Below are 20296 nucleotides of genomic sequence, written 5' to 3'. Positions count from 1 at the left end.
CCCGCTCGCCGGACTAGTCCGCGCTGACGGCGTTGTTAGCGTTACGGTAAACCTGATTCACGTAGAACAGCACGCCGTTGGGGGTCTTGGCTCTCAGTTGAAGCTGGCGGAAGGTGGCGTCGCCCGAAGGATTGTTGATGGCCCAAAAAGCGTACGGAGTGCCGTTCGCGCACGTCCCAGCGGCACTGATCGTGGCGGATGTCGTGGTGGGTCCAAATGAAACGGGTTCCTGGACATTACAGCCCGCTCTGTCCCAGGTCTGGATCAGCGCGCCGGTTTCGGTAAGCGGACTCGGTACCTTGGCCGTTGCGGAGGGCGGTGTGAAGTTCATCGTTAACGAGGTTTGCTGGGCGGCCAACGATCCGGTCGGACACAGGAAGTTGGCGGCAGGGTCACTGCTACCCGCACCGGAGAGTACCCCTGGACACTGGACACCCGTTACGAAGTCACCGTTGCCCAGAACGGGGAAAGCGTTGGCCTGGTAATACGACTGCCCCAGCGTGGCGTCCACCGCGTTGTTCGGGTTGGTCACGCTGTACGTACCCAGGTTATTCCCATTGATGTCATATAGCGTGAACTGATAGACGCTTCCCGCCTGTGCCTGGGTGACATCGATGGGCGTGGTGGCCCAGAATTCCCTCGCGGTCGGCGGTTGGTAGGTCGAGGGTGCCCATGACCACCGGTATTCGTTCGTGCCGCTCAGTGATGCAGGGGTGGGCGGGCTGGTCAGCGGCGCCGCGGGCGGCGTACTTACCAGCAGCATGCTGAGGGTAGCGTTATATCTTCCCAGCCAGAGTCCGGCGGCAGGCAAGCCGGGGCCCGTCACGTGAGCAAAATAGAGCGCTGCGCCGGACTCCCCGCTGCCCATACTGCCGATCGCCAACGTCAGGCCAGCGTCAAAGAAGTTGGTGTCAGGGCGTCCAGTATTGGGATCGGTAAAGGTATCCAGGAATTGCCGGTAGGTCGTACGGGTCGTTGCGGACAGGTTATACGGAAGCTGATTACCGATGATGTCCCAGCTACCCGAGGGCGTCTGCTGGACAGTCGTATACAACGCGTATTGCCCGAGAGAGTTCTGCGTCGTCGACGACACAAGCGCATAGGGGATCGCGACCAGTGCGCTGGTGCCGTTGGCATTGGTGTTCACCACGTATGGGTTTGACGATGTAAAACTCAGATTCGACGACGTCAGGTTGCTGTCGTATGCCGTGATATTGGTAAATCCATTGTCCTTGTAATTTGCGTCGATGACCCCGTTGCAGGCGGATCCCGTGCCGCCCGCGGCCGCACAGGGCTTCAGCGCAGTGGGCAACCCGCTCAGATAGTTCTGCAGCGAGGCGTAGTTGGCGACATACGCTGCAGTGACTGCCGGCACGACGGGGGTATTGGACGGTGTCGACGTGTTGTTGAGCGCCAGATAGGTATTGGACTGCGTTGTCGCGCTACTGGGTAACGGGGTGTTGTAGATCAGATAGGTGACGCTTCCCTCGGGAACGATGCTGACCATGTCGACCAGATTATCCGCAGTGGTATGCGCTGTTGTGGGGTACGGGGTCCCGATGGGATCGTAACTGGCAGGCAGGCCCGTCGCGCTCAGCAGGTTGGCAAGGTACGCATCCAGCGTGGCCGTCGCGTTCTTCACGTTGGTCGAAGTGACCGCGCCACCGATCGTGGTGGTTGAGCCTGCAGCGACGAGATCCATCGGATTGCCATCCGGCGTCAGCAAGGCGGCAATGGCCGTGGTCAACGTATTGATGTTGGCTGTCGCGCTTTGTCCCGCGGCGGGCAAGGCTGTGAGGACCGACACCAGGTTCGAGCTCTGGCCCGTTGGATCAGTGGCGACGAGCGCGATCGGTGCCGTCAGGCTGGCGGTGACGAGCGTGTAGTGGCCATTGCTATCGCTGATCGCAGTCACCGTCTTGCCATGGGTGTCGGTAGCGGTCACCGCCGCGTTTGACACGAAATTGCCGGTCGCTACCGTGCCGGATACCTGGGCGGCAGCTGGGGGAGGCGTGCTCGATCCGGAGCCACCACCGCAGGCACTCAGCATAGCCAGGGGCAGCAGCGTGGCCGCGAGAGTGGTCAGTCGGAGGGGGCGTGGACCCTGCCGGTATTTCTCTAGAGCGTTCATCGTATCCATCCTGCGGCGGTTGCTGGTTGCGTTGTTAATACCCGTGCAGACAATCGGAAGCTCTTGCAAACGACAATAACTCGCTCCGGCCTGCGGAGACGAGTTGCGCGATCTTCTACGTGTTTAATAGCCGTGTATCAATTCAACTGCTCTCTGAGCGTATGACGTGAAGGGTGAGGTGTCGTCGCGCTGGTGGGCCATCATCCCTGGCTACCGGGAATGAGCTAATGCGTACGGGGCACTGCAAAGCAGGCATACGGTCGAGTCGGCGGCACGCAAGTGCGTCGCCGACGTTGGGCTTGCGCTCGCGTTCGATCGACACCCGCCTCGAAAAAAGAGTAGGTGTCGGGTCGAGAACGAGCCAGCATGATTTGTGGGATAACCCACAAACCCAACGAGAAACAGCTAGCGCTAACGTATAGGAACGTCGAACGGGTAAGGATGTTGCCATTACAACAAACTGTCATCGATCGCTATTGCGTCAGCAGTCTGAAACTAATCGGTATTTACGTAGACCTTACTGCCCGGAATCTTTTCCGATGCCTCGACCGTCATTGCCCATTGGGTTTGAACGAAAGCGTGCTGTTAGCGTCGAGCAAGGCGCTAGTCACTGTTCGGTGTTCTCAAAGAAGTAGCCCGGCACGTCCGGCCCCCACAGATACAGGGAGTCTTCGGGCGGATGGTTGCCGGCGGGCCACTCCCTTCCTGCTCCAACGTAGTCGATATCGGCCGAGTATTCCCAGAACGAACCCCACGGATCGCGCACGTACTGGAAGTAGTTCGATCCGAGCACGTGGCGCCCCACGCCCCATCCGTCGACGTAGCCCGCGCGCTGCATCTGCATCTTGCCGAGGCCGACCGCCTCGACATCCGGAACATCCCATGCGCTGTGATGCCATCCTTTCTTCTCGCCGCGCGCGAATGCGACGAGGTGGTGATCGCTGCCGTAGCGCGCGTGCAGAAACGCGACGATGCCCTCAGAACCATCGGATAGTGCCAAGCCCAATGCGCGCTCGTAAAAGGCAACCGCACCGCTCACGTCGGGCGTGAACATCAGAACATGAGAAAGCCGCGCGGGACGTGTAACCGGGGCGTCGGCGCGAGCGCACGCGCCGCGCAAACGCAAGGACGCCGATTCCCTGCTCGACGCCGGCTTGCACCCGGGCGATGTTTTGACGCCTGCCTTGAGTTGCAAAAGGTTGCCGTCCGGATCGTGGAACCAGAAGCCATCGTCCAGTGCGAGCCGCGCGGGCGTGGCCGCCGTTGCGCCGGCTGCCAGAATCTGCTCGCACAACGGCGCGAAGTCGTCGGCGAAGCAATTCAGCGCGAGATACGCGAGCTGCTTTCGCGCGCCCTCCCGGACCCTCGCCCACACGTGATCGCTTTGCGGCGTGCGCAACAGCAACTCGCCCGGCTGCGCCTCCAGCTCGAAGCCGAAGGCGTCGAGAAAGCGCCTGGCCTCTTCGAGATCCGGCACGTCGAGTGCGAAATGGTCGATCGAATGAATGCCGAAACGCGCGCGCTTGATCGTCGTCGATGTCATGAGTTCAACTCCCGTGTCAGGCGGCCACGCCGCTCGCCTGTGCCTGCGCGCCGGTCGTTGCGCGTGGCGCAGCGCCGAGCACCTGTGTCAGTACGCGCCGCAATTCCATCGCGGGTTGCGCCGCGCGCGTGTTGCAGCGCCAGGCGACGAAGCGATCCGGCCGCACCAGCACGCAGCCATCGTCCTCGATCTCACGTTGCGCCACCCACTGGCCGTATGCGTCGAACGTAGGGGTTGCGTGCGCGATCGACACCGCATCGATCCTGATGCCGAACTCGTCGCCCACCTGCCGCGCCGCATCTAGCCAGGCCTCGCCGCCCCTTCCGGTCAGCACCGTGAACACGCCGTTACCGACCAGATCGAGCGTCGATACCTGCTTGCCCTCGCGCTCGATCCACGCATGCGGAAGATACGCGCCGGGCGTCGTGGTGGCGTGGTAATACAGCTCGGGGTCGCGCCACGCAGCGGGAAAGGTCGCGCCATCGCGCACGATCGCAGACGATTCGTAGCGCTGCCCCAATTCGACGCCATGGCAGTTGAACTGATAGTTCTGCTGATCGACGGCTTGCGCAAGTGTCTTGCGGCGCGCCTTGCCGGTTTCGCTATCCGAGAACAGCTCGTTGAGCGAGGCCCAACCGTCCTCTGCGCTTTGTCCTTGCGAGAAGCCCAGCGCATTCGCAATCGGCAGCATCTCGCCGACCGATTTGATCGCCCGGTTCACGACACCCTGGGCAACCGGCTGACGCTCGTCCGAATAAGTTTGCAGCAGCGCCGGCGATGCCTCGCCCTTGACGATCATCGCGAGCTTCCAGGCCAGATTGAACGCGTCCTGCACGGAGGTATTCGAGCCGAGCCCGTTAGCAGGCGGATGCCGGTGCGCGGCGTCCCCCGCTATCGCCACGCGGCCCTTGACCATGGTGCGCGCAACCATCCGGTTGATGGTCCACTTCGAAACAGCCTTCACGCGAACGGGAATATCTGCTTCGCCGATGGTGGCACGGGCACGGGCGATCACGGCTTCCTCGCTGAGATCGGGCTCGCCCTCTCTCGGGTCGTACATGAAGAGCAGAACCCATTCGTTCCACGGCCGCACGCTGATCCAGGTGCCGCTGCCCACCCAATAGTCGCTGCCCGGCTGGGTCATCCAGTACAGCACGCCCGGGCGGTGCGCCGTGTACTTCGCCAGATCGACCTCCAGCCAGCAGTTGACCGCGCAGCCCAGTCCCATCTCGCCGTCCATCTCGAAGCCGAGATCCCGCACGACCACGCTTTGCGCGCCGTCCGCGCCCACAGCGTAGTCGGAGATCACTTCGATCTCCTCACCGGTCACGCGATCGACGAGCCGCGAATAGACCGCTTCGTCAGTCTGGCGAATGGACACCAGTTCCGTATTGAAGAGGATCTGCGCGCCATACTCGCGCGCTGCCGTGAGAATGACCGGTTCGAGCAGGTGCTGCGGCGCATTGCACATCTGCGAGGGGCTCGCCGCTTCGTAGTCGGATTTGCGCCCGACCCCGGTGCCCCATGTTTGCAGCCGCGCGAGTTCGGTGCCGGCAAAGCTGGTCGCCCACACATTGTTCGACATCAGCTCGTGTGACGTGGCGAGAGCCCGCACGCGGTCCTCGATGCCCAGATCGCGAAACACCTCCACCGTGCGTTGATTCGTGATGTGCGCGCGAGGCGAATGCGCCGTGCCGGAGTAGCGCGTGATCGCCAAAACTTCTACGCCGTATTTCGCCAGCAATGCGGCGGCCGTGAGTCCGGCGGGGCCCGCACCCACCACAAAAACCGGGACGCGAATCTGTTTCATGTCTCCTCCTTCAGGGGAACTGAACGATCGATCAACGCTGGATCGACGTGTCTTCATCGACGACGGTGTTGCGCAATACGCCAAGACCTTCGATCTCGACTTCGCACACGTCGCCGGCACGCATGATGAGCTTCGGCTCGCGCGCCCAGCCAATGCCCGCGGGGGTGCCGCTCACGATGACATCGCCGGCTTCGAGCGTGATCGCTTCACTGATGACCGAGATGAGCGAAGCGACGTCGTGGAGCATGTCGCTCGTATTCGCCGATTGCACGACCTGGCCGTTCAGGCGCGTTTCGAGCTTGAGGCCCGCACCGCCCGCGGGCAGTTCATCCGCCGTGACGAACATCGGGCCGAACGCGCCGGTGCCGTCGAAGTTCTTGCCGACCGTCCATTGCGGCGACTTGAACTGGTACTCGCGCACGGATCCGTCATTGAAGATCGAGTAACCCGCAACGCAGGAGAGCGCTTGCTGCTTCGAAATATGACGGCCGCCGCTGCCGAGGATGACCGCCAGCTCGCCTTCGAAATCCAGCGAGTCGGAGATGCGCGGGCGGATCATGGGCGCCTCGTGGCCAATCAGGCTCGAGTTCAGGCGCGGGAAGATCGTCGGATAGTCGGGCTGCTCATACGGGCTTTCCTTCGTGTGATCCGCGTAGTTGAGTCCGATGCACAGCAACTTGCCGGGGCGTGCAAGCGGCGGCAGATACGTGACTGAAGCGGCCGGAAATGTCTCGCTGTTCGCGAGATGTGAAGCGCCCCAGGAAGCGAGATCGACGCCACGCGCGAGGAGGTCGTCGAGCGTTGTTTCGCCCAGCGAATGGATGGTGTCGCCCTGTACGACGCCGAGCAACCGGCGGCGGTTGTCGGGGGAAAAGTGGATGTATCGCATTGCGTCTCCAGATGTTGTCAACTTGATGGCATGTTGAGGCTCGATGAGGGAAGAATAGAAATGGGCTCGCGGCCGCGGTAGATCGCGCGGGCGTACAGAGTGTTCTGTCAAAGGAACAATCGAAGAGCGAGTAACTGAAGCGCGCGGCTGAAGCAGAACATCGCGCGTAGAACGCTCACCCGTCTTTTTGAATGTGCGTGGCGAGGTGATCGATCAGCAGCCGCACGGCTGGCAGAAGGCCTCTGCGTGACGGAAAGACGGCATGAACCAGCCCGCCCCTGGGGGTCCAGCCTGGCGCCACGTCGACCAGCGTGCCTTTTTCGAGCTCGTTTTCAACCACCATATAGGGCATCTGAGCGATGCCCACGCCTTTCAGGATGGCCTGCCGAAGCACGGTCAAGTCGTCGGTGATGTAGCGCGGTGCGTGAGGCATGCGCACCTCCGCTTGGTCCGGGCCGACCAGATCCCAGACGTGATCGCGCTGCGGTCCCCAATCGAGGCTCGGCATGCCGGCGAGATCCGCTGGATGGGCAACCGGTCCGTGCTTTTCGAGGAGCGCCGATGCAGCAACGAGACGCTGCGGACTTCCGGAAAGCACACGCATGACCAGCCCGCTGTCTTCGAGCGGCGGGAAGCGCACGCGCAGCGCGAGATCGAGGCCTTCGCCGAGGACGTCGACCCGGCGATTGGTTGCATCGAGCAGGATCCGCACCTTCGGGTATTGCATCATGAAATCGGCCACGAGCGGCCCAATGCGGTATTCGAGCAGCGTGGTCGGGCAACTCATGCGCACCACGCCCTGGGGCTCGGAAACCCTGCGCTCCATGACCTCGCGGGCGGCATCGGCTTCCACGAGCACCGCGACGCAGCGTTCATAGAATTCCCGTCCCGTCTCGGTTACCGAGAAATGCCGCGTGGACCGATTGAGCAGACGAACGCCGTATCGGGCTTCGAGGTCGGCGACGCGTCGGCTCAGCTTGGACTTGGGCATATTGAGCGCCCGGCCGGCCTGCGTGAAACCGTGGTTCTCGACCACTTTCACGTAGTAGAAGATGTCGTTCAGGTCATCCATGACTGTTCCTTTGACAGGACAATCAAGACATCTTAGGGCAATGGGGCGCCAAGGATTGCCGTTGTTCTTCTCATGGAACACAGTCGGCATTTTCCGGGGCTGGAAGCCCGTTCATCGCCGGCATAGGATTACTCTTGCATGCAGAGCCAATGCGTCACGCATCGGCCCTCGGGATCCCACAACACTTCCTGCACTGTTTCTGGAGCTAACCATGGCAAGCGAACCCATTCGCGACCCCGCGAACGATCATCTGCTCACCCCGCAGAATGCGGCATTCATCGTTATCGATTACCAGCCGGTCCAGGTGAATTCCATCGCGTCAATGGATCGCCAACTGCTGGTCAACAACATCGTGGGCACCGCCAAGGCCGCAGTCGCCTACAAGTTGCCGATCATCCATTCGACGGTCAACGTGAAGACGGGCCTGAACAAGCCGCCGATTCCGCAACTGCGCGCCGTGCTGGGAGACTATCCGACTTACGATCGCACGAGCATCAACTCGTGGGAAGACGTCGAATTCCGCCAGGCTGTTGAAGCCACCGGCCGCAAGAAGCTGATCATGACGGCGCTCTGGACCGAAGCCTGCCTGACGTTCCCCGCGCTCGATGCGCTGAAGGCCGGCTACGAGGTTTATGTCGTCGTGGATGCGGTGGGCGGCACATCCGTCGCGGCGCACGAAGCCGCGTTGCGCCGTATTGAACAGGCCGGCGGCAAGATGATTAGCGTCGCGCAACTGTTCTGCGAACTGCAACGTGATTGGGCTCGCAGCGAAACCGTTCCGGCGTTCATTGATCTGTTCATTCAAACCGGTGGCACGGCTGGTATTCAGTTCTCGTACGACAAGAGCTGATCGGTTACGCGCGCGGACGGTTGAGGTGGTCGTCCGCGCGTATTCGCGTACTCGATTGAGTGGTCATCTGTCATGGAAGTTCGTCAGATGCTCCCCACGCTTATTTTCGAAAACTCAGCGCCTGGCAGCTTTATCTAAAGTCATGGCTTCTCGTTACCGTTTCCGTTTGCCGTTGCTTCGCGCAACGGGTAGTTCGCAGAAGGGTAACTGACGCCAATCAGTCAAGTGTGTCCTGTTGTCTCCATTCTCATTCAAACCATCGTTGAGTTCCATGCTCAGCACCTCGCCGATGAAATCACCCGGTTTCGCAAAAACCGCAAGCCGATCGGTGCCTTCAGATTTTTCACCGGGATGAAGGTTCATTGTTCCCTGGCCCCATTCGTCAAAATTGAACATTGGCAGAGACTCGATGCTTTTTCGAGCTCGATCCGAGCCAAAATATGCCCCCGAATATCCTTGCAGCGTCCATGTAATGATTCCATCGGTGTGACGTGGGATAGCCAATATAGGTGGCTCGTTGAGCGGAACAATGAGACTGGAAGGTCTTTTTTTATCCATAACGCCAGAAAATCGCTCGATGAGCGTCCATGATACTTCCACGTCCGATTTCGCGATATTTTCGATATCGTAATGGTAAACGGCGGCGTACTTGCCGAAACCATCACACGATATATCCAGCGTTTGTGTTATTTTTACCTTGCCGACTTTAAGATCCTTTATTTGTTGAATACGTTCTGCTTTTTTTGCCTCAAGATCGACATCATGGATCTGCTGCGCGTCGTGTAGCTGTATTTCCGCTTGATTATTTGAAATTTTTAGCTGAAGAGCATTTAGAGTTTGAAGCTGACGGCCGTACGACAGATAAATGAAAAGCGTCCAAGCGGCTCCCACAACGATTGCCAGCAGTTGCACAATTTGCAACGCGGAAGAGACGCCCATGTATTTTTTAAAATGATTTTTCGAGCGAAATCTGAGCGGTGAAATTTTTCTCTTTGCATGCCTCATGAATCCCCCAGATTGTTCGAGGTTCGTAAATTTAAAAATCGCGCGCCAAAGAAAGCCTCGCCTTCTTTAAAGACGATATTTTCTGCCACGCTCGTTGTGGATGCAATTTTGATCCTGAATGTGCGTCAGCGCACATTCACAAAGGAATTAAACGAAACCTCGCTGGAGAAGTTTATTTTCTTTCAAAGCGATAGATACGGTTGTTTCAACTGAAAAAGTAAAGCACTCAAGCAAGAGAATGTTTAACATCCGCGAATGATCAGGCCGGATGAAAATGCGTTCAATTTGTGGCCGCCTTCAGCGGCTCTACGGGGCCAGTGCAATGCTTGACACCCTTCGCGGCGATGTCTATATACGAAACACGTCGACCACGCCAAAATTGGACCTCCGCTTTGCGGCGGCTAGTTGCTGTAGACAAGCATGGGAGGGTAGAACTATGTCGCTCAACGAGCATCTAGCCGAGGCGCCTGACCACCGCAGGAAAGTGCGTGAGGGCATGATCGTGCGCTCCAAAGAGGCGCTTGAACCCGGGCTTTCGATCTTCAAACTCGGCCATCGATTTGATAGAAAAAGGCGGCAAAATGACGAGCAAGTCATTTCCAGTCCTTGGTGGTTCACAGAAGCAACCGTTGAATCCATTACCCGGGCTGCTCAAAATGCTAACGAGAACTTAGCCGATGTGTTTCGCCGTTTTGGAGCCGTTGCGAAGAGATGGGGCGGATCAGGCGACTTGATAGTTAAGGCGCGCATTGGAGCCCCCGTAATTGCATACATTGGTCCCGGAGTAATTAAGGACTTTAGGGGGGACGAAGATAAGGAGAGTGACAATACCTGGGACATGCCGCTTTGGGTGCCGTCGCCGAATATCGCGCAGCTTTATATCCCTTTCACACCGGTGAAAGATCCGTCGTCTTCAATAGCCAGCGCAGCGCTTCGAGATGTCTATATTGTTCCAATAGATAAATGGGACGAAAGCTACATACGCGGAAATCCCAATCCAAAATGGAGGCTCTGGTGATATAGAAATATAAGGAGACAGGCCACATGAAAACGTACTGCCGTTATCCCGTCTCTTTGATAACGCTGATCGCTTTGACTTTGGCTGGTTTGCCCGGCATGTCCTGTGGGCAGGTCAACACGTCTCAAAACATTCAGTCATCCATTGCACCGCAACCGCCACAGCAGGCGGCCGGATCTTCCGACCGGCAAGCCGTGATCGAACGCGAGCAGGTTGTGCGCCGCCAGATGAGCAATACAACGGATAAAGAAGCGCGCTTCGCGTTGTATGACAGCCTCGCCTCGGACTATTTCCGGGTCGGCATGGTCGCCGATTCGATGCGCGTTCGCGAGGAAGTCGTCAATGACACGCAGATCCCTGCCGGTCGGCGGTCGCTGGCGGCCTCCAGCCTGGCCGTTGCTTACGCGCTGACCTACGACTATTCGCGAAGCCAGCACCTGATCGACCAGGCCAAAACGCTCGCGCGCGAGACCACGCCGGAAGAACTGGAGACGCTACCCGACGTTCCGTCCTACGCGTACTTTGCCGCGGAGGCGGAAATCGATCGCGGCGCCCTGAACCGGCATGACCTTGCGCTCCAACGGCGCAGGGAAGGTGTGGAACTCGCATGGCGCGACCTGAACGACCCGGCGCTCAGCGAAAAGCGCCACCGTGCCGCAGCCAATGAGATTTTGAACACCTTCGGGTCGTTGATGCGGCTGATGGTCCAGAACAACCGCCGCACGGAAGCGCTTAGTTATGCAAACGAGGTGCGCTGGGACATCGACAACCGACCTGACCTCAAGCCCAGCCCCACGCAACGTGCGAATATCGATTTAGGGCTCTCCATCGCGTTGTGCTCCAACGACGACTATGACGGCGCGCTAACGGCCATCGACTCAGCCATTGCGGGCCTCCGGCAGGCCGACACTGTTGCGCACTCGCAGCTTTTGGGGGACGTGCTGCGCCAGCGCCTGATGGTGGCCCTGGCGATGGGGCGCATTGGCGACTATCAGGCGGATGCGGACGCCTGGGAGGCTGCGGCGAGCCTCAATCCGGTCGTAGCGAAAAATCCGGGCATGGACGAACTCGAGTCACTGGTCCTGGCCGCTCACGGCCGCTGGAAGGACGCCGAAAGGCGGCTTGCGACCCAGATGAGCGGAGATCTTCGCAGACAGGGACCGGAGAGTCCGTTCTATAAATACAAGGCTGGAATGCAGATGCTGTACCGGCTCGAAGATCCCTCAGCGCCAGTGAGCGAGGCGGACATCGCAGCGTATGTCACCCCGATCGTCGGCACCGAAGACGAATGGAACGACTCCAGCACGCGCGGCGCCTACGACGAGGACGGCGCACTCGCGATGTCGATGAGCCGCGCGATGACCGAAGGGCAGCAAGGGCAAGTGCTCGCATTTCGGATTGCAGAGCTTTTCCATATGAACGCCACACAAGGCGCGATGACCGACGGCGCAGCGCGCCTTGCGGCATCCACGCCAGGACTACGCGCGCTCGTCGAGCAAGAGCAGGCGCTGCGCTACGAGCAGAACACGGCGCACGCCGAGCTCGCGCGCGCAGCCATGAAGCTGGAGCAGGCTCAAGGACCGTGGCCGTTTGAGTCGAGGAAATTTCTCGCCAGTTCGGATGTCACCCACGATGCGAAAGCCATCGAGGCTCTCGATGGCAAGCTCGCGACGCTGCGCCGGCAGATCGTGTCGCAGTATCCCGTCTACCGGCAACTCGTGTCGCCAGCTATCCCGTCGCTCGCCACGCTCGGCACGGCACTGCACGAGGGCGAGGTGTATGTGGACTTCTATGCGGGGCGCAACGAGAGCTATGCGTTCGTGGTGCATCCTGGGAGCGCCTTCCGGGCGGTCCGTCTGGCGACGACGCGCACCGCCCTGTCGAAACAGGTGCGCGCCCTGCGCGCCGAATTCGATGCCAGCGTCCCGCCGCAGCATCCCGGGGAACTTGCAGGCTTCGATCTGAACGCAGCGGCCAGCTTGTACCAAGCCTTGATCGCACCGATACAGGACGAGATCCGCGGCGCCACAACGGTCTACATCGCCACGAGCGGCATTCTTGCGAGCATTCCATTCGATATCCTGATCACACAACCGGCGACAGTGCTTCAGGACGCCAACTGGTGGATCAATTCAACTACGCCCGTGCGCATTCCGAATGCCTCCGCGCTCGTGTTCGCACGCAGTCATCCAGCGACGCACGCGTCCGAGCCGTTCGTCGCGTTCGCCGACCCGAGCTTCGACGGCCGCGAACAGCCGGCGAACAGCACCGGGAGAGCGGACGGTGCAGCCGCGCGCGCCTTCCCGGTCGATCAAGGTACGCGCACGTTTGACTATCATCGTGTCATGCCTTTGCCTGAAACACTTACAGAGGCGCGTTCGATTGCCAATACGCTTGGATCGCCGGAACAGAGTGTGGTGTGGGGGACTCGAGCATCGCGTACCGAAGCGATGAAGATGGACTTGTCGAACGATCGCGTGGTGTTGTTCGCCACGCACGGCATCGTCGCGGGCGAAGTGCCAGGGTGGCGCAAGTCGGGGCTCGCAATGGCGTACGAGGGAAGCGGTCTCGCCGATTCGATTCTCACTGCGGACGATATTGTGACGTTGCGGCTCAACGCCGACTGGGTAGTGCTTTCTGCCTGCAATACCGGGCTCGTTAGCGGGAATGCGGAAGACGCGGTGTCTGAATTATCGCGCGCATTTTTTGCGGCGGGTGCGCGTTCGATTCTCGTCACCCAATGGGCTGTCGAATCGCAGTCGGCGGCGCAGGTGACAACTGGGGTGTTTCGCACCTATGTAGCCGATTCGTCGGAATCGAAGGCCGACGCGCTCGCGCGCACGGAGCGCGACATGGCCAGCGGCAAGGACGGGCCACTCTATCGCCACCCCTATTTCTGGGGCGCATATGCTCTGGTCGGCGACGCCGGCCGATGAATACATGCTCAATTGCCAATCAATCAGGTATTCAAAAATCCACGCAAAACGGTAATCCGCGAGGTTTCAGCGAACGAAAAAATCTCGCTGCATGAATTCAACCACCCGAAACCTCCATGACCGAATCTCGTCTGACCTTTCTTAACCAGAACGAATGGGAAAACTGGTTGACGCAAAACGGCGGCACCTCGACCGGGATCTGGCTGCGCCTTGCCAGAAAGGGCGCCGGTAAGCAAACCTTGACTTACGAACAAGCGTTGGAAAGCGCCCTTTGTCATGGCTGGATCGACGGTCAAAAACAGGCGGAAAGTGAAGAATACTGGTTGCAACGCTTCACTCGGCGCTCTGCAAAAAGCATCTGGTCCAAGCTCAATAAAGACCGGGCCGAAGCGCTGATCGCCGCAGGCAGAATGCTTCCTTCGGGCCTGCGGGAAATCGAAAAAGCCAAGGAAGATGGCCGCTGGGAGGCTGCCTATACGTCGGCCAGCAACTCAGTCGTCCCGGACGACCTGCAAGCCGCACTGGATGCCAACCCCAAGGCCAGCGCTTTCTTTGCGACGCTGAACAGCCGAAACCGCTACGCCATCCTGTTTCGGATACAGAACGCCAAAAAACCCGCCACACGAGCGCGCAAGATCGAGGAGTTCATCGGCATGCTGAATCGCGGCGAAACCATTCATCCCTAGACCAGGAAGCTCGACCGCCGACGAAAGTCACTTCACGACCTCAACTTGCCACCGGGGACAGCGTGTTGGCGTCGCGGGCCAGAAGCCAGCGGCCGTCGGGCTGTTTGCGGTAGACGGTGATCCGATGACCGGCCAGCTCCGTTGCTTCTCCGCCAGCGCGCGGAGTCACGGATAGCGAGTCCCGGCACCGGGTATAGGCGACTTCGCCGACGATCACGACCTCTTCCAGCTCGCTGATGCAACGGATACGGGATTGCTGATGGGCGGCCGCAAAGCCGGAAGGAAATCCATCCCGGCCGACCGGCGCTCGGCCCGGAATCAGAAACACGGCATCGTCCGTCATCAAGGTGAGCAAGCGAACCAGATCGCCGGCGTTGACTGCCTCAATCCAGGTTGCGTGTACGTCACGAATAGCGCGTTCATCGGATCCCATCGGCAACCTCCACGGCGTCTGCATCGTCGCTCATAGTTTGCACGACTCGTCACGATAAGTATCGCTTGGTGTGCCACAACACACTGGGGACGCGGTTCCTCCTTTACTGGCGGCGACGCCGTGCTATCAATGGCTAATCAGCACTACATCAACTGACTTCCGACCATGAAACGCTATCGTTCGACGTCGCTGGCGTTCGCGCTGCTGGCAATTGGAACTGCAGGAACTGCGGGAACTGCGGCATTCGCGGAAAATTCAAGCGACCTTTCGGCAGATGAGCTTAAACAGATTCTTCCGGGAGCCACTGTCGTTGTGACCTACGCTAATGGCAACAGCGCCCGTTGGAAAAATGAGTCGGACGGAACGTTGTCGGCAAGCTGGAATAACGGTCCTGAGGTCAATAGCAAACATCACCACGCGGCCGGAACCGGTACCTGGAAGATTTCAGACGACGGGAAATTCTGCGCACACATCGAATGGCCGACAAAGACCGCGGATTGGTGCAGGCCAGTGGTTAAGTCCGATGATGGTTCGTATACCCTTAGATCGCTCCAGGGATCTCCAAGCTGGAACCTGGAGATCTCGAAGTAGTGATCGAAGTCCTCAAACACCCTGCGCTACGCGCAGCGTCGGATAGTCCGAATACCCCACCGCCGCGCCTCCAAAGAATCCATTGCGCATGACTTCGTTCATCGGCGAGTGGGTTTTGAGGCGCTCGACGAAATCGGGGTTGGCCAGAACCATCTGGCCATACGATTCGAGATCGGCCAGGCCGGACTCAACGTCAGCGCCAATCTCTTCGGTAATCGCCGCAGCGACTTCCAGCGCAAAGCGCGCGCGATTCTCGATGCTGCCACCGCTGATCACGCGCACGCTGACATCGCTTACGCCTTACCTCTATGCGTCACCTGCGGCAAGGTGTTCGGACCCGGCAGCCGCGATCTGTTCCTGCGCTCCGTGCACGAGGCGGCCAAACTCATCAAGGGGCAAGGGCGCGACGCACTACGGGATCGCCCGTGCAATCGGACGAATCTGCGAGGCCATTGTGCACAACACAGACCTCATCCTGACCGTTGGCATCGTGCATTCCGAAGTCGAAGGCGTGCCGGACGCGACCGCGCTGGCCCAGCGCAAACTGCTGACGATGAGCCCAATCTCGCCGAAGGAAATCATCATGGCGCTGATCTTCGTCGGCTTGCTGGTGCTATGGATTTTCGGCGAGCAGTTGAACGTCGGCGCGACGCTCGCGGCAGCGAATGGTGTGGCGTTGCTGTTCATCACGGGCGTGCTGACCTGGCAGGATGCCCTCGACGAGAAGTCCGCGTGGGACACGATGATCTGGATTGGACTCCTGATCATGCTGGCATCCAAACTCAACGAATACGGCATGGTTTCGTGGTTCGGCAAGGAGTTCGGCGCGCACCTGCAGGGCCTCCCTCGGCTGGCCGTGGACATGATGGTGGCGGCGATCTACTTGTATGTTCACGACTTCTTCGCCAGCGCGACTGCGCATGTCAGCGCGCTTTTCCCGCTGTCCATGGCGCTGATGGTCACGGCCGGCATCCCGCCATTCACCGCGGCCATTGCGCGTGGCATCCTGAGCAATATCAACGGCTGCCTGACCCAGTATGGCATTGACTCCGGTCCGGTCACGTTCGGGGCCGGCTATGTCTCGCAGGGCCATTGGTGGAGGGCCGGCTTTCTGATGAGCCTCTTCTATCTGTTCGTGTGGCTGGTCGTCGGTCCGCTTTGGTGGAAACTGCTTGAGCATATCTGAGGGAACCCGCGCGGCAACCGCTAGAATTGCGGTTTTAGCCCGGAACACGCCCATGTCTTTTGCCTCGCTCGGCCTGATCGATCCCTTGCTGCGTAATGTGCAGGACCTCAATTACCAGACACCCACGCCGGTGCAGGCCAAGGCGATTCCTGCCGTGCTCAGTGGCAAGGACGTCATGGCAGGGGCGCAAACCGGCACCGGCAAAACAGCGGGCTTTGCGCTGCCGCTGCTGCAACGGCTGGTGCAACACGGCCCGGCGGTGTCCAGCAACCGCGCGCGCGTGCTGGTGCTGGTGCCCACGCGCGAACTGGCTGAACAAGTGCTGCAAAGCTTTATCGCGTACGGCAAAGGCCTCGACTTACGATTTCTGGCCGCTTACGGCGGGGTGAGCATCAACCCGCAGATGATGAAGCTGCGCAAAGGCGTGGACGTGCTCGTTGCCACACCGGGCCGCTTGCTGGATCTGAATCGCCAGAACGCCGTGCAGTTCGATCAGGTACAAACGCTGGTGCTGGACGAAGCCGACCGCATGCTCGATCTCGGCTTTGCGCGCGAACTCAACGCCGTCTTTGCGGCCTTGCCCGCCCGGCGCCAGACCCTGCTGTTCTCCGCCACGTTCACCGACGATATCCGCGCCATGGCGGCGAACATTCTGCGCAGCCCGGTCAATATCAGCGTCAGCCCGCCCAATGCCACAGCCAGCAAGATCAAGCAGTGGGTGGTGACGGTGGATAAGAGGAACAAGCCTGAACTCTTCATGCACCTCGTGGCCGAGAACAAATGGAAACACGCGCTGGTGTTCGTCAAAACCCGCACTGGCGTGGATTACCTGGCGACCATGCTCGATGACGCAGGCTATGCGGTCGACACCATCCACGGCGACAAACCGCAACCCGCGCGTCTGCGCGCGCTGGAGCGCTTCAAGGCGGGCGAAGTCCAGATGCTGGTCGCCACCGACGTGGCGGCGCGCGGGCTGGATATCGACGATCTGCCGCTGGTGATCAACGTCGATCTGCCGATCGTGGCGCAAGACTATGTGCACCGTATTGGCCGTACCGGCCGCGCGGGCGCCAGCGGCGTGGCGGTGTCCCTCGTGTGCGCCGACGAAGCGCCGCAACTGGCCGCGATTGAAGCGCTGATCCGGCAAACGCTGCGCCGTGAAGAAGAGCCGGGATTTGAAGCCGAACACCGCGTGCCGGAAACCAGCGCGACGGGCCAGATCATCAAGAAGCCCAAAAAACCCAAGAAGCCCAAAGTGCCGCAAGCTGCGCCAGTTGCCACGCAGGCGCCCGGCAAAAAGCCGCGGCCCCAAGGTGGCGAGAATAAGCGCGCGCCTGCGGCGCAGCACGCCGTGGCCACGGGTGCGGACGCAAGCTTGCTCGTCGGCAGCCCATTCAGCCCGCAAAAGCCACGCAGCAAACCCGCCAGCAAGCCCGCCGCTGGTTCTCGCAAGCCGGCTGCAGGTTCACGCAAGCCCGCTGGCAAACCGGGTGGCAACCCGGCTGGCAAGCCCGCTGGTGGCCGCGGCAAACGCCAACCCTGATACCGCCACCGCCCGCAGTCGTCGGGGAAAGCATCACAATGAAAATGCCGCGCGTCGATCCGGAGCCCAGAATTCAATGACTACCCTCCCCGTCGCGCCGGTTTCCGGAGCAAAAGCGGACTACGACGCGTTCATTGGCGAGGCGCCACTGTTTCGTCAACTGGTCAGGATGGTCGATCGTGTCGCTCCCACCGATCACGCGTTGCTCATCATCGGGCCCACCGGGTCGGGCAAGGAACTGGTGGCGCGCCGCGTACACACGCGCAGCCCGCGCCATGATCAACCGTTCGTCGACGTGAATTGCGGCGCTATCCCCGAACACCTCGTGGAAGCGGAATTGTTCGGGCACGTCAAAGGCGCATTCACCGGCGCCGGCGAGAGTCGTCCGGGGCTCTTGCAGCAAGTCGGCAAAGGCACGCTGCTGCTCGATGAAATCGGCGAATTACCGCTCGCGCTGCAACCCAAACTGCTGCGTGCGCTCGAAACGCGGACGTTCCGCCCGGTCGGCGCCTCGTCGAACGTGCGCTTCGAAGGCCGCGTGGTCGCATCGACTCACCGGGATCTGCGCGAACTGGCGCGCCAGGGCCTGTTTCGCGAGGACCTGTTCTACCGGCTCGCGGTGTTCGTGCTGGCCGTGCCCGGACTCGACCAGCGGATTGAGGACATCCCGGCGCTCGCCGCCCATTTCGCCTCGCGGCAGGAGCGCCGCATCGAGTTTTCGCCGGCCGCCATCCGGCGGCTCGGCCGGCATACCTGGCCGGGTCATATCCGCCAGTTGCGCAACCTGATCAGCCAGTTGAGCGTGCTCGCCGAAAAACCGCTGATCGATGAAGACACACTCGAACCGTTTCTGCCCAGCGAAACAGCCGGGTCGTTTTCGCGCGCGGCACTCGCGGACATGCTGCTGCAACTCGAGGGACGCGACAAACTCGCCGCCGCCGAAGATCTCCTCATCGATCGCGCGCTGGAACGCACCGCAGGAAACAAGAGCGCTGCGGCCAGCTTGCTCGGCGTAGGGCGCAAGACCATCGAACGCCGCCTGAAGTCTCGCGAGGAGCACCATCGCGAAGCCCAGAAAAGTCTTGAACACGCGAGCGCGCTTATCGAAGCGTCGCGCTTCGCCGAGGCCATTCCTCATTTGCGGCGTTGCCTCGACGTGCTGCAGACAAGCCGCGACGAAGCCACCGCGCGCCGCATGCAGTTCGACGCCTACCGGCTGCTCGGCATGAGCCTGCGCAGCGTGCACGGCTGGCTGTACGCGGAAGCCACGGCCTGCTATACGGCAGCGCTCGAGATAGGCGCCGGCATTTGCGAGCCTGGCGAAATCGCGGCGATCCAGTTCGGCGTCTGGACCACCCAGTTGACGACGCTCCAGCTCAAACAGGCGCGCGCAAGCGCACAGGACATGCTGCAGCGCGCCCAGAACAGCGGAGAGCGCGTGTCGCTCGACGAAGCGCACGTCGCCATGGCCAACACCCTCTACTGGCTCGGCGACAGCGAAGAAGCGCTCGCCTGCCTCGCGCGGGGCAATCTGACCAGCGTGACGAGAGACGATGTGCGCACGGGTTCGCAGGGAATCGACCTTGCGAGCCTCGCGTTGACATTCGAAGGCCTGGCCGCCTATCAGATCGGCGAGTTCGGGCGGGCCCGGCGCGCGATGGAAATGCTGATCCTGCGCGCTGGCGAGCCAGGTGCGCACGCTTTGGCGCACACCGTCAATCTGCAGGGCGCCGCGTGGCTGGCTTGCCTTTTTGACGACCCGAGGCGCGGACCGCTCGCGAGCGAACTCGAATCGGTGTCGATCGCCAACGGCTTCCCGTTCTATCGCGGCATGGGGCAGATTCTTCGCGGTGTCCATCTCAGCGCGCAAGGCCTGAACGCGGAAGCCGAAGCCGTCATGCTCGATGGTTACGACAATCACATGCTCTGCAACGGCGGCGCGCTATTCCATTCCTTCAAGATGTGGCAGCACGGCGAGTTGCTGCTGCGATGCGGCCGCGCGGAGCAATGCGAAACGATGCTCGCCGCTGCTGTCGACGAAACCCTTGCCCGCCAGGAGCGCGCCCATCTGGGCGAATTGCTGGTCACCCGCGCGCGGGCGCAGTGGGCGCTCGGAGATTTGACGTCCGCCGAGCAGGGCTTACGCACCGCCCTTTCCACGGCGCTCGCGTTCGGTTCGGTGCCCGCGCGCGTGGATGCCGCCCGCTATCTCGCCGACCTCTTGCGCTCCACCGGGCGCGGTGCCGAAGCGATCGACACGCTCGCTCGCGGCTTACGGGAGCAAACAGCCGATTCGACCAGCCGGATCGCGGACGCGATAGCGTTGCTGGCCGAACTTCGCCGCGTAGCGTTGATTGGATCGGACGCTCGGGGACCCGGCGCAGGCCGATAAAACAAGCCGCTCAAGCACGTTGATCAATCCGGTTGGAATGGACGAAATCGTCCATTCCTCGCCATTTTCGCGGACGGAATCGTCCTGCGCCGCCCTCTCACGCACTAGCTCATCCCGCCGCCATGGAGCCGTCGGATGCTGGCGCGATCGTTGCTTACTCTCTGTCATGCGGGATCGGGAAGGCGCCCAATACGCCCGCACCAAAACGATG

The 20296-nt window shown here is 60.8% G+C and carries 15 protein-coding genes and 1 pseudogene; 8 read left to right on the top strand and 8 right to left on the bottom strand.

Annotation, left to right across the window (positions count from 1 at the left end):
* Positions 1-13: 13 nt before the first annotated feature.
* The 5 genes from HV773_RS33650 to HV773_RS33630 all read right to left on the bottom strand — a co-directional run bounded on the left by HV773_RS33650 (position 14) and on the right by HV773_RS33630 (position 7445).
* Positions 14-2131, bottom strand: a complete 2118-nt coding sequence (locus HV773_RS33650) for an autotransporter outer membrane beta-barrel domain-containing protein (RefSeq protein ID WP_175198157.1) — start codon at positions 2129-2131, stop codon at positions 14-16.
* A 607-nt stretch (positions 2132-2738) separates the two neighbouring features.
* Positions 2739-3674 carry a VOC family protein gene (locus HV773_RS33645; protein WP_175198156.1) on the bottom strand — a complete coding sequence of 312 codons (936 nt, stop codon included), beginning with the start codon at positions 3672-3674 and terminating at the stop codon, positions 2739-2741.
* Between the two features lie 16 nt (positions 3675-3690).
* A complete protein-coding gene (locus HV773_RS33640; RefSeq protein WP_175198155.1) occupies positions 3691-5484 on the bottom strand; it encodes an FAD-dependent monooxygenase in 1794 nt (597 codons plus the stop codon).
* Between the two features lie 31 nt (positions 5485-5515).
* Positions 5516-6373, bottom strand: a complete 858-nt coding sequence (locus tag HV773_RS33635; RefSeq protein WP_175198154.1) for a fumarylacetoacetate hydrolase family protein — start codon at positions 6371-6373, stop codon at positions 5516-5518.
* Positions 6374-6548: 175 nt separating this feature from the next.
* A complete protein-coding gene (locus HV773_RS33630; protein WP_175198169.1) occupies positions 6549-7445 on the bottom strand; it encodes a LysR substrate-binding domain-containing protein in 897 nt (298 codons plus the stop codon).
* Positions 7446-7656: 211 nt separating this feature from the next.
* Here HV773_RS33630 and HV773_RS33625 point away from each other — a divergent pair, with 211 nt between their 5' ends.
* Positions 7657-8295, top strand: coding sequence for a hydrolase (locus tag HV773_RS33625; protein WP_175198153.1), 639 nt, complete (start codon positions 7657-7659; stop codon positions 8293-8295).
* A gap of 153 nt (positions 8296-8448) precedes the next feature.
* Here HV773_RS33625 and HV773_RS33620 read toward each other — a convergent pair whose 3' ends face one another.
* Complete coding sequence (locus HV773_RS33620; protein WP_175198152.1) at positions 8449-9300, bottom strand: hypothetical protein; 852 nt, start codon at positions 9298-9300, stop codon at positions 8449-8451.
* A 436-nt stretch (positions 9301-9736) separates the two neighbouring features.
* On the opposite strand from HV773_RS33620, the gene HV773_RS33615 reads away from it, so the two are divergent.
* The 3 genes from HV773_RS33615 (at position 9737) to HV773_RS33605 (ending at position 13940) form a co-directional block, all read left to right on the top strand.
* Positions 9737-10318 (top strand): hypothetical protein, encoded by a 582-nt coding sequence (locus HV773_RS33615; RefSeq protein WP_175198151.1) that lies wholly within the window; start codon positions 9737-9739, stop codon positions 10316-10318.
* Positions 10319-10545: 227 nt separating this feature from the next.
* Positions 10546-13254 (top strand): CHAT domain-containing protein, encoded by a 2709-nt coding sequence (locus tag HV773_RS33610; RefSeq protein ID WP_175198150.1) that lies wholly within the window; start codon positions 10546-10548, stop codon positions 13252-13254.
* A gap of 116 nt (positions 13255-13370) precedes the next feature.
* Entirely contained in the window at positions 13371-13940 is a 570-nt protein-coding gene (locus HV773_RS33605) for a YdeI/OmpD-associated family protein (protein WP_175198149.1), read from the top strand.
* A 40-nt stretch (positions 13941-13980) separates the two neighbouring features.
* On the opposite strand, the gene HV773_RS33600 is transcribed toward HV773_RS33605, so the two are convergent.
* On the bottom strand, positions 13981-14373 hold the full coding sequence (locus HV773_RS33600) for a YybH family protein (RefSeq protein WP_175198148.1): 393 nt from the start codon (positions 14371-14373) through the stop codon (positions 13981-13983).
* Between the two features lie 165 nt (positions 14374-14538).
* Between HV773_RS33600 and HV773_RS33595 the strand changes: the two genes are divergently transcribed.
* Positions 14539-14964 carry a DUF995 domain-containing protein gene (locus HV773_RS33595; protein WP_175198147.1) on the top strand — a complete coding sequence of 142 codons (426 nt, stop codon included), beginning with the start codon at positions 14539-14541 and terminating at the stop codon, positions 14962-14964.
* A 12-nt stretch (positions 14965-14976) separates the two neighbouring features.
* On the opposite strand, the pseudogene HV773_RS33590 reads toward HV773_RS33595, so the two are convergent.
* Positions 14977-15174: pseudogene (locus HV773_RS33590) on the bottom strand (alkene reductase); the annotation flags it as partial.
* Between the two features lie 46 nt (positions 15175-15220).
* Between HV773_RS33590 and HV773_RS33585 the strand changes: the two are divergent.
* The 3 genes from HV773_RS33585 to HV773_RS33575 all read left to right on the top strand — a co-directional run bounded on the left by HV773_RS33585 (position 15221) and on the right by HV773_RS33575 (position 20085).
* Positions 15221-16150, top strand: a complete 930-nt coding sequence (locus HV773_RS33585; RefSeq protein ID WP_343052419.1) for an anion permease — start codon at positions 15221-15223, stop codon at positions 16148-16150.
* Between the two features lie 52 nt (positions 16151-16202).
* Complete coding sequence (locus HV773_RS33580; RefSeq protein WP_175198145.1) at positions 16203-17693, top strand: DEAD/DEAH box helicase; 1491 nt, start codon at positions 16203-16205, stop codon at positions 17691-17693.
* Between the two features lie 76 nt (positions 17694-17769).
* A complete protein-coding gene (locus tag HV773_RS33575; protein WP_175198144.1) occupies positions 17770-20085 on the top strand; it encodes a sigma-54-dependent transcriptional regulator in 2316 nt (771 codons plus the stop codon).
* The last annotated feature ends 211 nt before the right edge of the window (positions 20086-20296 follow it).

It is taken from the genome of Paraburkholderia caffeinitolerans, assembly GCF_902859945.1.
GTDB lineage: Bacteria > Pseudomonadota > Gammaproteobacteria > Burkholderiales > Burkholderiaceae > Paraburkholderia > Paraburkholderia caffeinitolerans.
This window is presented reverse-complemented; position numbering and strand designations above follow the sequence as displayed.

Bases quoted from the DNA above. Each gene is read 5' to 3' on its own strand.
- HV773_RS33625 (WP_175198153.1), top strand. From the start codon at position 7,657: ATGGCAAGCGAACCCATTCGCGACCCCGCGAACGATCATCTGCTCACC.
- HV773_RS33575 (WP_175198144.1), top strand. From the start codon at position 17,770: ATGACTACCCTCCCCGTCGCGCCGGTTTCCGGAGCAAAAGCGGACTAC.
- HV773_RS33580 (WP_175198145.1), top strand. From the start codon at position 16,203: ATGTCTTTTGCCTCGCTCGGCCTGATCGATCCCTTGCTGCGTAATGTG.
- HV773_RS33605 (WP_175198149.1), top strand. From the start codon at position 13,371: ATGACCGAATCTCGTCTGACCTTTCTTAACCAGAACGAATGGGAAAAC.
- HV773_RS33615 (WP_175198151.1), top strand. From the start codon at position 9,737: ATGTCGCTCAACGAGCATCTAGCCGAGGCGCCTGACCACCGCAGGAAA.
- HV773_RS33595 (WP_175198147.1), top strand. From the start codon at position 14,539: ATGAAACGCTATCGTTCGACGTCGCTGGCGTTCGCGCTGCTGGCAATT.
- HV773_RS33630 (WP_175198169.1), bottom strand. From the start codon at position 7,445: ATGGATGACCTGAACGACATCTTCTACTACGTGAAAGTGGTCGAGAAC.
- HV773_RS33610 (WP_175198150.1), top strand. From the start codon at position 10,546: ATGAGCAATACAACGGATAAAGAAGCGCGCTTCGCGTTGTATGACAGC.
- HV773_RS33635 (WP_175198154.1), bottom strand. From the start codon at position 6,373: ATGCGATACATCCACTTTTCCCCCGACAACCGCCGCCGGTTGCTCGGC.
- HV773_RS33585 (WP_343052419.1), top strand. From the start codon at position 15,221: ATGCTGCCACCGCTGATCACGCGCACGCTGACATCGCTTACGCCTTAC.
- HV773_RS33640 (WP_175198155.1), bottom strand. From the start codon at position 5,484: ATGAAACAGATTCGCGTCCCGGTTTTTGTGGTGGGTGCGGGCCCCGCC.
- HV773_RS33600 (WP_175198148.1), bottom strand. From the start codon at position 14,373: ATGGGATCCGATGAACGCGCTATTCGTGACGTACACGCAACCTGGATT.
- HV773_RS33650 (WP_175198157.1), bottom strand. From the start codon at position 2,131: ATGAACGCTCTAGAGAAATACCGGCAGGGTCCACGCCCCCTCCGACTG.
- HV773_RS33620 (WP_175198152.1), bottom strand. From the start codon at position 9,300: ATGAGGCATGCAAAGAGAAAAATTTCACCGCTCAGATTTCGCTCGAAA.
- HV773_RS33645 (WP_175198156.1), bottom strand. From the start codon at position 3,674: ATGACATCGACGACGATCAAGCGCGCGCGTTTCGGCATTCATTCGATC.